Below are 12,803 nucleotides of genomic sequence, written 5' to 3'. Positions count from 1 at the left end.
TCAGAGATGTTCATCCCAGTCGATCCACTCCTGCTCCCAGCCGGTGGGCGCGAAGTAGCCCTGCCGGGCGAACTCGGCGTCCTCGCGCTCGGTCCGGTTGCGCGGCGACCGGCGCTGTTCCCCGTCGATCAGGAGCGGGCGGAAGGCGACGGGGCCGAACTCCGCGACGACCTCGCCGTCGGCCCCGTCGTCCGCGACGGCGACGAGCCGCTGTGAGGTGCCGCCGCCGCCGAGTGGCATGACGAGCCGTCCGTCGGGCGCGAGTTGGCCGAGGAGCCGCCGCGGCGGGCGGACCGCGCCGGCCTCGACGAGCACCCGGTCGTAGGGTGCGTACTCGGGGAGGCCGTCCGCGCCGTCCCGACAGTCGACGAGGACGCCGTCGTAGCCGGCGTGTGCGAGGTTGCGGCGCGCGTCGTACACGACCGACCGGACGATGTCGACCGCGTGGACGCGCTGGGAGCCGACGAGTTCGGCCAGCACGGCGGCCGTGTACCCCACGCCCGCGCCGACCACGAGCACCTCCTCGTCGCCGTCGACCGCGAGCGCGCCGAGCAGGCGCGCGGCGAGCTTCGGCGCGAGCACGCGCGTCCCCTCGTGCTCCGACGAGCGGTTGTCGTACGGGCGGTCGTCGACGAACTCGTGGCGCGGGACGGTCCGCATGGCGTGGGCGACGTCGGCGTCGAGGTCGAGGGCCTGTTCGAGGCCGTCGACCATGTCGTCACGCACCACCGCGATGTCCATACCCCCGCTCGGCCCCCGACACTAATCAACGCCACGCTCGCGGCGGCCGACGACCGCCCCCTGATCGGTGCCCGACACGTCGCGCGTCTCCCGGTCGACGAAGCCTGCCTCGTCGAGCCAGCCTTCGACCGTCTCCGCCGCGTAGGCGTCTCCTCGGCCGACGGCGAGGCGTTCGACCGCGACGCGTCGTGCCCTCGCCGACCGGCCGCGGAGGGGTTCGAGCACCACGACGGCTCCGCCGGGGCCGAGCGCGTCGTGGGTCGACCGGAGGAGCGCGCGGTTCGATTCGGGTGAACGACGCTGGACGACGCCAGCGAGGACCGCGAGGTCCGCGTTGTCGACCGGAACGGCCGTGGCGCGCTCGGCGACGACCGTCTCGACGTCCTGGCCGGCGAGCATCGGGCCGACGGCGTCGAGGACTCGCGCGGAGTCGACCAGCGTCGCCCCGTGGCCGCGACGGGCGAACTCGGCGGCGTACCGGCCCGCCCCCCCGTACACGTCGACGACCCGCTCGGCGTCGGGCGCGGCGTCGACCGCGGCGGTGACACCCGCCCGAACCTCGCCGGCGGGGCGCGCGACCTGTGCACCTAGCCGGTGGCGGAGCCGTTCGCTGGACACGTCGGGCTCGTCGGCGTCTCCGGCCGCATCGTCCCGCGATCCGCCGTCCTCGGCCCCGAGGTCGGCGATCGAATCGAGCAGATCGAGCGCCCGCGGGGTCGCGCCGATCGACCGGACGTCACGCGTCGCGAGAAACCCCAGCGCGCGGTTCGTCGGCTCGTACTCCTCGCCGACACGCCGCAGGTAGCCGTAGTCGGCCAGGGTCCGCACGAATCGTGCGGCCGTCGCGCGATCGAGTTCGGTCTCGGCGGCGACGCCGTCGGCCGTCCCGGCCGTCGTCGTGAGCGCGTCGAGCACGCCCGTCCGGCGGGCGCTCCACAGCAACAACAGCTCCTCGTGGTCGGGCCCGGGGCCGTCTCGGGTCGGCATACGCGTCCTGTGTACTCCCGATTGAAAAACGCGGCCGTCGGCAGCCAGCCGCTGTCGGCCGTCGTGCCCGTCCACACCGCGTCGACTACCCGTTCGTCGCGTCGGCTTCGCCGCGCATCGGCACGAACCGAACCCGACCGTGCGTCTCCCGCTCGATGTCCGTCTCCGTCGGCGTCAACACGACGAGCGTCTGAACGTGCTTCCCCTCGGGGGCGACGACGCGGCCGCCCGATCCGACCTGGCGGACGACCGCTTCGGGCACGCTCGCGGGCGCGCAGGTGAGGTACGCTCGGTCGTACGGCGCGTGCTCGGGCCAGCCCGCGAAGCCGTCGCCGTGGCGGACGTGGACGTCGTAGCCGAGCCGCGCCAGCCGGGTCCGGCTCTCGCGGGCGAGTTCGGCGTCGTACTCGACGCTGTAGACGTTCCCCGGCCCGACGATCTCGCTCACGACGGCGGCGTGATAGCCACAGCCCGTCCCGATCTCCAGCACGCGGTCGCCCCGTTCGAGTGCGAGCAGGTCGGTCATGATCGCGACCATGTGCGGCGCGCTGATCGTCTGGCCGTTGCCGATCGAGAGCGGCCGATCCTCGTACGCCCGTCGCCGGCTCCCTCCCGGGACGAACTCGTGTCGCGGGACCGCCCGGAGCGCCCGCGCCGTCGCCCCGCGCTCGACGTGGCCCCGTTCGACGAGCTGGTCGACGAGCCGATCGCGGGCGGCGTCGAGGTCCTCGGGGGTGTGCCCCATGGCCGGGCGTACGACGCCGACTGTGTTACAACTTGTCGTGGCCGCCTACCCGTACCGGGCGGCGTGGCGCTCGCAGAACGCCGGCTCTCGAAGCTGCGCCTCGACGACGCCGGGCTGTCTGTGGGAGTCGGCGAGGCGGCACGCGTCGGTGTCACAGAACGCCTCGCCCGTCTCGACGTAGTGGACCGCCTGGAGGACGTACCCTTTCAGCGCCTCGGTCGTTCGGGGGTCGTCGTCGATCAGAAAGTCGCCGTCGACGACGGATTCGAGCACCTCACGGGGCGGCGCGTCGCCCGACAGCATCGCGTGGGCTCCCTGCTCCCGGTAGTACGCCTCGGGCCTGGCGGGTGCCTCGTACAGCCCCGGCACCGACACCAGCGCGGGCTGTCCGAGGACGTTCACGCGCTTGTGCCAGCGGCCGTCGTGATCGCCCCACGTTGCCATGGCCCGGTCGACGAGGGCGACGTGTACGGTCGACAGCGGCGCTTCGCTCGAGGAAAGCCGGGCGTTCAGCGCGCGCTGGAGTGCGCGGCCGTCGTACAGGACGCCGCCGCCGCGGTCCGGATCGGCGAGCACACGCTCCTCGTAGCGGACGACGCCGAGCATCGCCGTCCCGGTGTCGCGCTCGAACGGCGAGTGGACGCGGGCCGCGGCGAACGACTCGGCCAGGTCGGTGCGGCTCTCGCCGTCGGCGGCGCGCGCGAGGAAGCGTTCGCGGACCCGCACGTCGACCGCCGGATCGAGCCGCTCGCGGAGCCATGCGCCGATCTCCTCGGCGTCCGCGGCGGTCGTGGGCGCGCGGTAGAGGACGACGGTGTCGACCATGCGACGCTCGCTCGTTCCCCGTCTGGTCAGTCGTCGGCGGGCGTGCGCGCCGTCATCTCCACGTCCGGCGCGTCGACGCCCAGTTCGTCGATCGCGGCCTGTGCGGCGCGCTTACCCGAGAGGAGCATCGCGCCGAACGTCGGTCCCATCCGGGGGAGCCCGTACGTCGTCGCCACCGCCATCCCGGTGGCGATCAGGCCGTCGTGGACGAGGCCGGTGTGTTCGACGACGGCGTCCTCGCTCTCGCCGACCCACATCGAGTCGTGGCCGGGCGAGTCGTGGCCGGGCGCGCCGTACTGTCCCTCGTCGGTCTGGTCCATCCCGGTGTTGTGCTCCGCGGCGTGCGAGAGCCCCGGGGCGTCGAGGACGCCGCGCTCTTGGAGCTTCGAGACGGCGACGGCGTCGTGACCCGTCGCGTCGATCACCAACTCCCCCTCGACGGCGATCGGGTCGACGCAGGTGATCTCGCGCGGGAGGGCGTGGACCGGCGTCCAGTTCATCACGATGCCGCCCACGCGGTGATCCTCGCGGATGACGACGTCGGTGAACTCGGTCATGTTCTGTGTCTTCGCCCCCGCGTCGCAGGCGGCCTTGATCAGCCCCGAACACGCCTCCGGGCCGTTGGCGACGTACAGCCCCTCCGTGTCCCGGGCGGGCTTGTAGTCGACGTCGAGGTCGTCGAGCACCGACTCCGCCGGCGAGCGGACGGTCACCTTGTTCATCAGGAAGCCGCCGAGCCAGAAGCCGCCGCCGAGATAGTTGTTCTTCTCGACGATCATCGTCTTCACCCCCCGCTCGGCCAGTTCCTTCCCCGCCATCAGCCCCGATGGCCCCCCGCCGACGACGATCACGTCGCTGTCGGAGAAGTCCATGAACTCCTCGGTCCACTCCTGGCCGATTGCCCGCGTCACCTGTGCCTCGCCGACGTCGCTGAACGTGCGATCGTCCGAACTCATAGTGTATTACTAGGTAGTATGATGCAGTGGTAAAATGGTTGGGGTGGGAACGGGCCGGCACCGATCGGTCACGGCCCCGCCAGGCGTGCGGTGGCGCGGCCGAGGCGACTCCGGGTCGTTCCCGCGAACCGCCGGCGACGGCGTGAACGGGAAGCAGCGAGGCCGAAGGTCTCACCGGCCCTCGTCGCGCGAGGGCTTCGGGAGCGAGCGGCGCGAACGACCGAACGGCTCGAAGCGAGCGCGTCGCTTCGGTGGACGACTGAGTGACCGAACGGAGTGAGGGCACGAAGGACTCGGCTGTGGAGGGTGTGGCCGTACCCGCGCTGGCGACCGTCGATCGACGCACGACGACCCGGGCTCACGGCAACCAGTCTCTCGGTGAGCGTGTCGAACGAACGGAAGAACCCCGGAACGAACTCGAACCGATCCCTACAGCCGTTCTACCAGGCGGACCACGCCGCGGTCGTGGTGTCGCGCCCGTAGAGGCGTTTGACGTCCTTCGCGAACACCATGTCGCCGTCGTGATCGAACTTGTCGAAGCGGTAGTCGGCCGCGTCGGCGTCGGTGCGGACGTGGATGCCGTCGATCTCGAATTCCTCGCCGCCGGCCGATTCGACCTCGCCGACGACGAACTCGTGGTCGCCGGGAACCTGCATCTTCAGGCTGCGCGAGGCGTCCGTCCTGGTGTCGTTCGGGTGGATCGTGACGTTCACCGTGACGTTGTCCACCACCCGCGCCCAGATCGTGTCGACGTCCGCGACCACGGCCTCGTCGACGCGCTGTTCGGGACCGACTTCGAGCGCGGTGATCCGGACCTGCATCAGCGCCTCGGGCGTGTCGACGATGAACTCCTCGCCCACCGCGACGTCCTCTTCGGTGGGGGCGTCGACCGTCGTCGACAGCGAGTCGCCGTCCTGCGAGACGACGACGTCGACCGGGATCTCGCGGGGTTTCTCGATCTTCTCCTTGTGGACGTGACCGCACTCGGTACAGCGGACCGTCGACTGGCCGTCCGGCTTGATGATCTCGTGGACAGTCTGCTCGCCCGGCGAACAGGACGGGCAGGCGAGCGGCACGCGCTCGCCGGCGTCGGGAATCGTGCTCATACGCCCTCGTACTCCGTCCACCCGTGAAAAGGGCACGTTTCGCCGGTTCCGTGGGTGCAAGTGGCACGGCTCGTCACCCGAGACAGGTCGATCCACCGAACACGCACGGGTGTCGGCAGGGGAGAGAATCAGTCGGGAACGGACGACGGCTGTCCGATCCGGTCGCCAGGGCAGTTTCAGCCATCCCCTCCCCAGCCGATTCGGACACTCGCTTACTCCGTGCGCTCGTGTCCTCATCCCTCGCGCGGCGAGGCGACCTCGTGTCGCCTCGGCCGCGCCACCGCAAGCCGCGCTCTCGGAGCGGACGGTCCGGCCGTCGTTCGACTCGACCCGCCGCCGGTTACGCTCGCGGAAGTTCCACTTCCTCCCCGTCGGCGTAGACGGTCGGCTCCCGAACGATCCCGTCTAAGTGGAGCGGTGCCTCCGTGTCACCGCCGATCGAGGCGTCGTCGCCGATGGCGATGTGGACCGTTCCGGCGGCCTTCTCGTCCAAGAGCACCGAACCGACGAGTTCGGAGACGCCTACGTTCGTCCCGATGCCGAGTTCCGCGAGGTTGTACGCGTCCTTCCCCACCGACTCGGCACCCGCTTCGACCTGTTCGCGCACGGCGTCGTCCGAAATGTCGGTCACGGAGCCGTCTTCGACCGCGAACCGGAGTTCGTGGTCCAAGAGGCCGTGCGGCATCATCGTCCCGTCGACGACGTACGTTCCCGAGGCGGTCTCGGGCGAGACGAACACCTCGCCCGCGGGGAGGTTCGAGAACGCCCCCGCGTCGTGGACGAGGCCCGTATCCGAGCGCCACTCACGGTCGCCCGGCTCGAACGTGATGTCCGTCCCCGCCTCGGTCGTCACCCGTATCTCCGTCGCCCCCGAGACCTGCTCGAACACGTCGCGGCAGTGCCGGGCGATGGCCTCGTAGTCGGCGTCCAGCCCCGCGATCATCACCTCCTCCGTGATCCCGGGCATCGTCGCGCCGCGCGCCCCGTTCTCGCAGGCGGCCGAGCGGGCGCGGGTGTGGCTCAGGCTCTTCGTCGTCGGCGCGACGAAGACGTCCGCGTCGCGCATCGCCGCCGCGACCGCTCCCGGGGGCTCCGCCCCGTGTTGCGGCCCCGGCGGATACCGCAGGAGTACGACGTCGTCGGTCACCTCGCGGCCGGCCTCGTAGAGGCGCTCCCCGATCGGGCGGCGCTTGTCGTCGGTCACGACCACGAACGCTTCCCCCGGCGCGACGGCGAGACACTGTCGGACGGCCGTCGCGGCGGCCTCGTCGAGCGCGGTGTCGGACACGTCCATACCGCCGCGAAAGCCGCGGACTCTGTTAGCTCTTCCCCCTCCCGCGAATCGACCCTTTCATCCACGACCGTCGCCGCGGATCTTACCGCTCGCGCGGCGAAAACATCGGATCCGTTACTCGTCCAGGGGTTAATTTCTCCGTGTTAGGGTCCGAAATAACTAATTACCTGTCTCGTCGATAAGCGGGTATGTTGAAGATCGGAGTCAACGGCTACGGGACGATCGGGAAACGCGTCGCGGACGCGGTCACAGCACAGCCCGACATGGAGGTCGTCGGGGTCGCGAAGACGCAGCCGAACTACGAGGCACACGCGGCGGTTCGCCGAGGATACTCGATGTACGCCGCGATCCCCGAGCGCGCCCCGCTGTTCGCCGAGGCGGGCATCGAACTCGCCGGCGCGGTCGACGAACTCGTCGCGGAGGCGGACATCGTCGTCGACGCCACGCCCTCCGGCGTCGGCGCGGAGAACAGGGAGCTGTACGAGACGCACGACACCCCGGCGCTCTTTCAGGGCGGGGAGTCGCCCGACGTCGCCGACGTGAGCTTCAACGCCCGCTCGAACTTCGATGCCGCGGGCGATGCCGACTACGCGCGGGTCGTCTCCTGTAACACGACGGGGCTCTCCCGGGTCATCGCGCCCCTCCAGGAGGCGTACGGCGTCGAGAAGGTCCGCGCGACCCTCGTGCGTCGCGGCGGCGACCCCGGCCAGAACACCCGCGGCCCGATCAACGACATCCTCCCGAACCCGATCTCCGTCCCCTCCCACCACGGTCCCGACGTCCAGACGATCTTCGCCGACCTCGACATCGACACGATGGGCCTGAAGGTGCCCGCGACGCTGATGCACGTCCACGCGCTGAACGTCACGCTCGACGAGCGCGTCACCGCCGCGCACGTCCAGGCGCTCCTCGAGGGGGAGAACCGCCTCTACGTCATCCCCGAGGGGATGGGCATCGACGGCGTCGGCAAGCTGAAGAACTTCGCGCTCGACGCCGGCCGACCCCGCGGCGACCTCTGGGAGAACTGCATCTGGGGGGAGTCGATCGCCGTCCGCGGCCGCGATATGTACCTCTTCCAGGCCATCCACCAGGAGTCCGACGTCGTCCCCGAGAACGTCGACGCCATCCGCGCCGTCATGGGGGTCGAACCGCAGGACGAGTCGATGCGGCGCACCGACGACTCCCTCGGCGTCGGCATCAGCGGTGATCCGGCGGGGTTGAGTAAGCAACGCGCGCCGGCCGACGACTGATTCTCGATCGCCTCACTCCGTCTTCAGCAACTCCACGGCGACGAGCGGTTCGCCCGTCAGCGCCCGGATGTACGCGCCGCCGGCGATCGAGACGTGCGAGAAATCGTCCTCGCTCAGCCCGTACATCTCGATCGCGCGGGAGGTGTCGCCGCCGCCGACAACGGAGAAACAGTCGGTGTCGGCGATCGCTTCGAGGACGCCGACCGTCCCCGTCGAGAACCGTTCGTCCTCGAACAGCCCGAGCGCGCCCTTGACGAAGACGGCATCGGACTCCCGGATCGTGGGCTCGTACACCGCGATGGTCTCGGAGCCGACGTCGAGGTACGGGCGGTCCTTCTCGTCGATCGCCTCGACCCTGACCTCGGCCCGGTCGCCCGCCTCGTCCTCGTAGGCGAGGTCGGCGGCGAGTTCGATCCCGTCGCCACGCTCCTCCAGGAGAGCCTCGATGGTCTCGTGGTTCTTCTCCCACTGGTCGTCGAACAGGGCCATGTCGCCGACGTCTCTCCCGACCGGGTGCCCGGCCGCCCGGAGGAACAGTTCGCCGGCGATCCCGCCCAGACAGAAGGTGTCGACCTTGTCGCCGATGGCGTTCATCACCGAGATGACGTCCGTCGCCTTCGTCCCGCCGACGACCATCGTCACGTCCCCCTCGAACTCACGGGTGGCGATGGCGGAGTTGGCCTCGTACTCCGAGACCATCACGCGGCCGGCGTACGCGGGCAACACGAGCGGGAAGCCGACGAGCGAGGCGTGCGCGCGGTGACCGGCGGAGTACGCGTCGTTGACGTACGCGTCGAACTCGGGGGCGAGCGTCGACACGAACGCGCTGTCGGCGTGTTCCGCGGGCTCCTTCTCGGGGAGTTCGTCGTCGGTCATCCGCGTGTTCTCCAAGAGGAGTACCTCCCCCGCACCGAGGTCGCGGATCGCCTCGATCGCGGGGTCGCCGAACGTCGAGTCGACGAAGCCGACGTCGACGCCCGCGTGGTCGGCGAGGATCGCCGCGTGCCCTTCGAGCGAGACGAAGTCGTCGTCGCCGGGACGGCCCTGGTGGGCCATGAGCACGACGCGGTGGCCAGCCTCGGCGAGGTCGCTGACGGTCTCGGCGTGGCGCTCGAAGCGGCGGTTGTCTTGGACGACGCCGTCTTCGATCGGCGAGTTCAGGTCGAGCCGGACCAACACGCGCTGTTCGGGGGGGAGGTCGTCGAGTGTGTTGAACATCACCCGAGAGAACGCGCGACGCGTACTTAGTGGTGGGCGGCTTCGACCGCGGCCACGGTCGTGGTCGTGGTCGAAACAAAACCCGACCGGCCGGCGCTGGGTCGCCGACGGCTCCCGCTCGGGGGTCGAGGCCGCCAAAAAGTTCGTGTTCGTCGGTCGTGGGCGCTTCCTCGTGGACGGAGCCGACTCAGTTGTCGATGACGTAGGCGGCGACGTCGAGCATCCGGTTGGAGAAACCGTACTCGTTGTCGTACCACGTCAGGATCTTCGCCTGTGTGCCGCCGGCGACGACGTTCGTCGAGTCGAGGTCGACGTACGACGAGTGCGGGTTGCCGAGGATGTCACGGGAGACGATCTCGTCGTCGGTGACGCCCAGGACGCCCGCCATCTCGCCGGCCGCGGCGTCCATGAACGCGTCGTTGATCTCCTCGGCGCTGGGCTCGGCCTCGAGGTTCACGACGAGTTCGGTGAGCGAGCCGTTCACGGTCGGCACGCGGATCGCCATGCCGTCGAGTTTGCCGTCGAGCTGTGGCAGGATCTCGGTCGTCGCCTGCGCCGCACCCGTCGACGTCGGGACGATGTTCTCCGCGGCGGCGCGGCCACGGCGGCGCTTGGCCTGCGGCGCGTCGATGATGCTCTGGCTCCCCGTGTACGAGTGGACGGTCGTCAACTGCCCCGCGACGATGCCGAACTCGTCGTCGAGGACCTTCGCGACGGGCGTGACGGAGTTCGTCGTACAGGAGGCGTTCGAGACGACGTCCTCGCCGTCGTACTCGTCCTGATTGACGCCGTAGACGATCTGCTTAACCGGTTCGTCACCCTTCGGCGGCGCGCTGATGACGACCTTGTCCGCTCCCGCCGTGAGGTGCGCCGCGGCGTCTTCACGCGTCCGGAAGATGCCCGTACACTCCAGCGCGACGTCCACGTCGAGGTCGTCCCACGGGAGTTCAGCGGGCGACTGCACGTTGTAGAGGCCGACGGACGTGCCGCCGATGGTGAGCTGTTCGCCCTCCAGTTCGACGCCGTCGAGCCGCGGCATGACCGAGTCGTACTTGACGAGGTACGCCATGTCCTCGAACGACATCACGTCGTTGATGCCGACGAGTTCGATACGCGGGTTCTCCAACACCGCACGGAAGATGTTGCGACCGATACGCCCGAAGCCGTTGAGTCCCACCCTGACGACCTCCTCGGGGGAGACGTCGTCGCCGGCACCCAGGTACGATTTTTCACTCATAATCGAGTTAGTTACGGTTGTACGTGCTCCACCGTGGGCTAAATCTGTTTCGGAACCCTCATCATCGCTTCGGTGTCATCTCGATCGACGCTGACGTGGACTCCCTCGCTCGGTTTCGCCCGCGTGGGTAATTCTCGCGGATGATTCGTGTTACAGAAGGTTTTTGGTACGAAGAAACATACCTCTGTGTATGCGAAGAGACGACCGTGACGATCCGTTCGACTCCATCTTCGGCGAGATCGAACGGATGATGAGCGAAATGACCGGCGGCGACACGACCGGATTCGCCTCCGAGACCCACGTCGACGTCTTCGACGAGGGCGACACCGTCCGCCTCGTCGCGGACCTTCCCGGCGTCGAGAAGGACGCGATCGACCTCAAATGTGACGGGGAGACACTCACGGTTTCTGCGGCCTCGGACCGACGTGAGTACGACGAGCGCATCCGTCTCCCCGCGCGCGTCGACGAGCACTCCGCCGCCGCATCGTTCAAAAACGGCGTGCTCCAGGTGACGTTCGACAAGGTCGAGGACTCGGCGGCCATCGACGTCGAGTAACGCCGCGGACGGGTTTTAGCCGGGAGCTCGCGCCTCGACGAGCCCCGCCAGCGCGTCGTAGAAGCCGTCGTCGTACTTCGTGGCGTCGTCGATGGTCGGCCGCGCGTTCGTCTCGCTCACGACCACCCGCTCGTCCGAGACGAGCAGGTCCACTCCCAGGTAGTCGATTCCGAGCGCCGCTGCCACCGACTCGGCGAGTCGTCTGTATTCGGGGGACAGATCGACCCGTTCTGCCGTCGCCCCCCGATGGACGTTGTGCTTCCACCGACCGTGTTCCCGCGACTCGGCCGACAGCCGTCGTTCGACGCCGCCGTAACAGTCGCCGTCGACGACCATCGCCCGGTAGTCGCGCGCCCCGGGGACGAACTCCTGGACGAGGTACGACTTGTCGCCGGTCGCGCGGTAGTCGTGGACGAGGTCGAGGTAGTCGACGACGCCCAAGAGCGAGTCCTCGTCGGCGACTTTGGTGACGCCGATCCCGCGGGTCGCGGAGTTCGGCTTCACCACGAGCGGGTACGCCATGTCCGAAACGGCCGCGACGACCGCCGACTCCGAAACGGGGTTCGACAGCATGACCGTCTCGGGAACCGGGAGGCCCGCCTGCGAGAGGGCGGCGACGACCCCGCCCTTGTTCCGCGAGGTCAGGATCGCCTCGCGGTCGTTCACCCACGGAACGTCGAGCAGCGCGTCCAGCGCGCCGCCCTCCATCACACGCGAGGGGTAGACGAAGCCGACGTCGACCGCGCGGTCGACGACCGCATCGTCCGTGAGGGGGATCGGGCGCTCCTTCGAGCGGAGCGCGACGACCTCGATCCCGCGCTCTTCGAGCGGGGCGCGCATCCGCTCGAACGTCTCTTCCTGTGTGGCGACCGCCAACCGGAGCATACCCTACGGGAGGAACGACGAGAGAAAAACGGTTCGACCGGTCTCAGGCGACGAGCAGTTCCTCGCCCTTCTCGACGACGATGCGGCACGGTGGCGACATCTTGTTGTACGAGCGACGGAGCGCGTCCTTCGCGATGTCTGCGTGTTCGGGCTGGCAGTAGATGCTGAAGACGGTCTCGCCGTTGGGGACGCGCGCGGCGGTCCCGACGGGCTTGCCGAACGACTGACGCATCCCGTCGGAGACGCGGTCCGCACCGGCACCGGTCGCCTGCTTGTTCTCGCGGATGACGTGGTGCGGGTGCTTGTGGAGGATCATCTTGTAGTTCTCCTGCCCGACGTGCTTCAGCATGCGGCGGTTCGCCGACAGGCGCGCCGACTCGAGCGAGCCGTGACGGATCTGACACTCCTCTTCGACCCGGAGACTGATGTGGACCGGATAGTCGTGGGGGCCGGTCTGGAGGTTGCCCATGTTGAACTGTGCGATCTTCGAACCGGGGACGCCAGTGATGTACTCCCGTCGGGTGTACGCCGACGTGTCGATCTCCCGGTACATCGAGGCCGGTTTGTCTGCCATGGTTACTTGCGTTGGCGAACGGCCACGCGGGCTAAAAGGGCTTCGAAGCGTCGCCCGCGCCGTGTGCGAGTTTACCGCCGTGGGCCGCTCACGGGCGGGTTCGGAGGCGGTCGGACGCCGGGTCGATCCGGGCGGACGGCCCCCGGCGCGTCCGGTTGCACTACCGCGGAGACCCGCTCAGAGCACGAAGACGCCGAACTCGTGGCCACACCCGCGGCAGACGAGGTCGCGGCCCCGGAGCCGCTCGCCGCCGCCGTCGGTGAGGATCGCGTCGAGGTCGGTGCGGACGGCCGCCGCGCAGGACGGACACGAGAGTTCGAGCTGGTCGGTCGACATGGGTTCGACTCACGGTGGACGGACGGGTAAGTATGTGTTCACTACTCGTGGTAACGTCTCTCAACTCTCCCCTCAGGGACCGCTTGTGGCCGT

General features: G+C 69.2%; 14 protein-coding genes. 2 read left to right on the top strand and 12 right to left on the bottom strand.

Annotated features, from left to right (window positions below; translation table 11 throughout):
• The 7 genes from NKJ07_RS13160 to NKJ07_RS13130 form a co-directional block, all read right to left on the bottom strand.
• Positions 1 to 741, bottom strand: coding sequence for a protein-L-isoaspartate O-methyltransferase family protein (locus tag NKJ07_RS13160; protein WP_318567270.1), 741 nt, complete (start codon positions 739 to 741; stop codon positions 1 to 3).
• 21 nt (positions 742 to 762) lie between these two features.
• The gene (locus NKJ07_RS13155) at positions 763 to 1,728 is read right to left on the bottom strand and encodes a methyltransferase domain-containing protein (protein ID WP_318567269.1); all 966 of its coding nucleotides are present in this window, start codon (positions 1,726 to 1,728) and stop codon (positions 763 to 765) included.
• A gap of 85 nt (positions 1,729 to 1,813) precedes the next feature.
• Positions 1,814 to 2,473, bottom strand: a complete 660-nt coding sequence (locus NKJ07_RS13150; RefSeq protein WP_318567268.1) for a protein-L-isoaspartate(D-aspartate) O-methyltransferase — start codon at positions 2,471 to 2,473, stop codon at positions 1,814 to 1,816.
• A 45-nt stretch (positions 2,474 to 2,518) separates the two neighbouring features.
• Entirely contained in the window at positions 2,519 to 3,298 is a 780-nt protein-coding gene (locus NKJ07_RS13145; RefSeq protein WP_318567267.1) for a DUF7001 family protein, read from the bottom strand.
• A gap of 26 nt (positions 3,299 to 3,324) precedes the next feature.
• Positions 3,325 to 4,254 carry a sulfide-dependent adenosine diphosphate thiazole synthase gene (locus NKJ07_RS13140; RefSeq protein WP_318567266.1) on the bottom strand — a complete coding sequence of 310 codons (930 nt, stop codon included), beginning with the start codon at positions 4,252 to 4,254 and terminating at the stop codon, positions 3,325 to 3,327.
• 440 nt (positions 4,255 to 4,694) lie between these two features.
• Entirely contained in the window at positions 4,695 to 5,360 is a 666-nt protein-coding gene (locus tag NKJ07_RS13135) for an HVO_0476 family zinc finger protein (RefSeq protein ID WP_318567265.1), read from the bottom strand.
• 340 nt (positions 5,361 to 5,700) lie between these two features.
• A complete protein-coding gene (locus NKJ07_RS13130) occupies positions 5,701 to 6,654 on the bottom strand; it encodes an aminopeptidase (protein ID WP_318567264.1) in 954 nt (317 codons plus the stop codon).
• Between the two features lie 188 nt (positions 6,655 to 6,842).
• Here NKJ07_RS13130 and NKJ07_RS13125 point away from each other — a divergent pair, with 188 nt between their 5' ends.
• Entirely contained in the window at positions 6,843 to 7,904 is a 1,062-nt protein-coding gene (locus tag NKJ07_RS13125) for a type II glyceraldehyde-3-phosphate dehydrogenase (protein WP_318567263.1), read from the top strand.
• A 12-nt stretch (positions 7,905 to 7,916) separates the two neighbouring features.
• On the opposite strand, the gene NKJ07_RS13120 is transcribed toward NKJ07_RS13125, so the two are convergent.
• Entirely contained in the window at positions 7,917 to 9,122 is a 1,206-nt protein-coding gene (locus NKJ07_RS13120; protein ID WP_318567262.1) for a phosphoglycerate kinase, read from the bottom strand.
• Positions 9,123 to 9,309: 187 nt separating this feature from the next.
• On the bottom strand, positions 9,310 to 10,359 hold the full coding sequence (gap, locus tag NKJ07_RS13115) for a type I glyceraldehyde-3-phosphate dehydrogenase (RefSeq protein ID WP_318567261.1): 1,050 nt from the start codon (positions 10,357 to 10,359) through the stop codon (positions 9,310 to 9,312).
• Between the two features lie 190 nt (positions 10,360 to 10,549).
• On the opposite strand from gap, the gene NKJ07_RS13110 reads away from it, so the two are divergent.
• Positions 10,550 to 10,915 carry an Hsp20/alpha crystallin family protein gene (locus NKJ07_RS13110; protein WP_318567260.1) on the top strand — a complete coding sequence of 122 codons (366 nt, stop codon included), beginning with the start codon at positions 10,550 to 10,552 and terminating at the stop codon, positions 10,913 to 10,915.
• A gap of 15 nt (positions 10,916 to 10,930) precedes the next feature.
• On the opposite strand, the gene NKJ07_RS13105 is transcribed toward NKJ07_RS13110, so the two are convergent.
• The 3 genes from NKJ07_RS13105 to NKJ07_RS13095 form a co-directional block, all read right to left on the bottom strand.
• Complete coding sequence (locus NKJ07_RS13105) at positions 10,931 to 11,800, bottom strand: ATP-grasp domain-containing protein (RefSeq protein ID WP_318567259.1); 870 nt, start codon at positions 11,798 to 11,800, stop codon at positions 10,931 to 10,933.
• 43 nt (positions 11,801 to 11,843) lie between these two features.
• Positions 11,844 to 12,374, bottom strand: a complete 531-nt coding sequence (locus NKJ07_RS13100; protein ID WP_318567258.1) for a 50S ribosomal protein L16 — start codon at positions 12,372 to 12,374, stop codon at positions 11,844 to 11,846.
• A 177-nt stretch (positions 12,375 to 12,551) separates the two neighbouring features.
• Positions 12,552 to 12,710, bottom strand: a complete 159-nt coding sequence (locus NKJ07_RS13095) for a hypothetical protein (protein WP_318567257.1) — start codon at positions 12,708 to 12,710, stop codon at positions 12,552 to 12,554.
• Between the last annotated feature and the right edge of the window lie 93 nt (positions 12,711 to 12,803).

It is taken from the genome of Salinigranum marinum, assembly GCF_024228675.1.
GTDB classification, from domain to species: domain Archaea; phylum Halobacteriota; class Halobacteria; order Halobacteriales; family Haloferacaceae; genus Salinigranum; species Salinigranum marinum.
The sequence above is the reverse complement of the archived record's forward strand: the minus strand, read 5'-3'. Positions and strand labels throughout refer to the sequence as shown.

Coding starts and splice junctions, on each gene's coding strand:
- NKJ07_RS13160 (WP_318567270.1), bottom strand. CDS start 741: ATGGACATCGCGGTGGTGCGTGACGACATGGTCGACGGCCTCGAACAG.
- NKJ07_RS13155 (WP_318567269.1), bottom strand. CDS start 1,728: ATGCCGACCCGAGACGGCCCCGGGCCCGACCACGAGGAGCTGTTGTTG.
- NKJ07_RS13150 (WP_318567268.1), bottom strand. CDS start 2,473: ATGGGGCACACCCCCGAGGACCTCGACGCCGCCCGCGATCGGCTCGTC.
- NKJ07_RS13145 (WP_318567267.1), bottom strand. CDS start 3,298: ATGGTCGACACCGTCGTCCTCTACCGCGCGCCCACGACCGCCGCGGAC.
- NKJ07_RS13140 (WP_318567266.1), bottom strand. CDS start 4,254: ATGAGTTCGGACGATCGCACGTTCAGCGACGTCGGCGAGGCACAGGTG.
- NKJ07_RS13135 (WP_318567265.1), bottom strand. CDS start 5,360: ATGAGCACGATTCCCGACGCCGGCGAGCGCGTGCCGCTCGCCTGCCCG.
- NKJ07_RS13130 (WP_318567264.1), bottom strand. CDS start 6,654: ATGGACGTGTCCGACACCGCGCTCGACGAGGCCGCCGCGACGGCCGTC.
- NKJ07_RS13125 (WP_318567263.1), top strand. CDS start 6,843: ATGTTGAAGATCGGAGTCAACGGCTACGGGACGATCGGGAAACGCGTC.
- NKJ07_RS13120 (WP_318567262.1), bottom strand. CDS start 9,122: ATGTTCAACACACTCGACGACCTCCCCCCCGAACAGCGCGTGTTGGTC.
- gap (WP_318567261.1), bottom strand. CDS start 10,359: ATGAGTGAAAAATCGTACCTGGGTGCCGGCGACGACGTCTCCCCCGAG.
- NKJ07_RS13110 (WP_318567260.1), top strand. CDS start 10,550: ATGCGAAGAGACGACCGTGACGATCCGTTCGACTCCATCTTCGGCGAG.
- NKJ07_RS13105 (WP_318567259.1), bottom strand. CDS start 11,800: ATGCTCCGGTTGGCGGTCGCCACACAGGAAGAGACGTTCGAGCGGATG.
- NKJ07_RS13100 (WP_318567258.1), bottom strand. CDS start 12,374: ATGGCAGACAAACCGGCCTCGATGTACCGGGAGATCGACACGTCGGCG.
- NKJ07_RS13095 (WP_318567257.1), bottom strand. CDS start 12,710: ATGTCGACCGACCAGCTCGAACTCTCGTGTCCGTCCTGCGCGGCGGCC.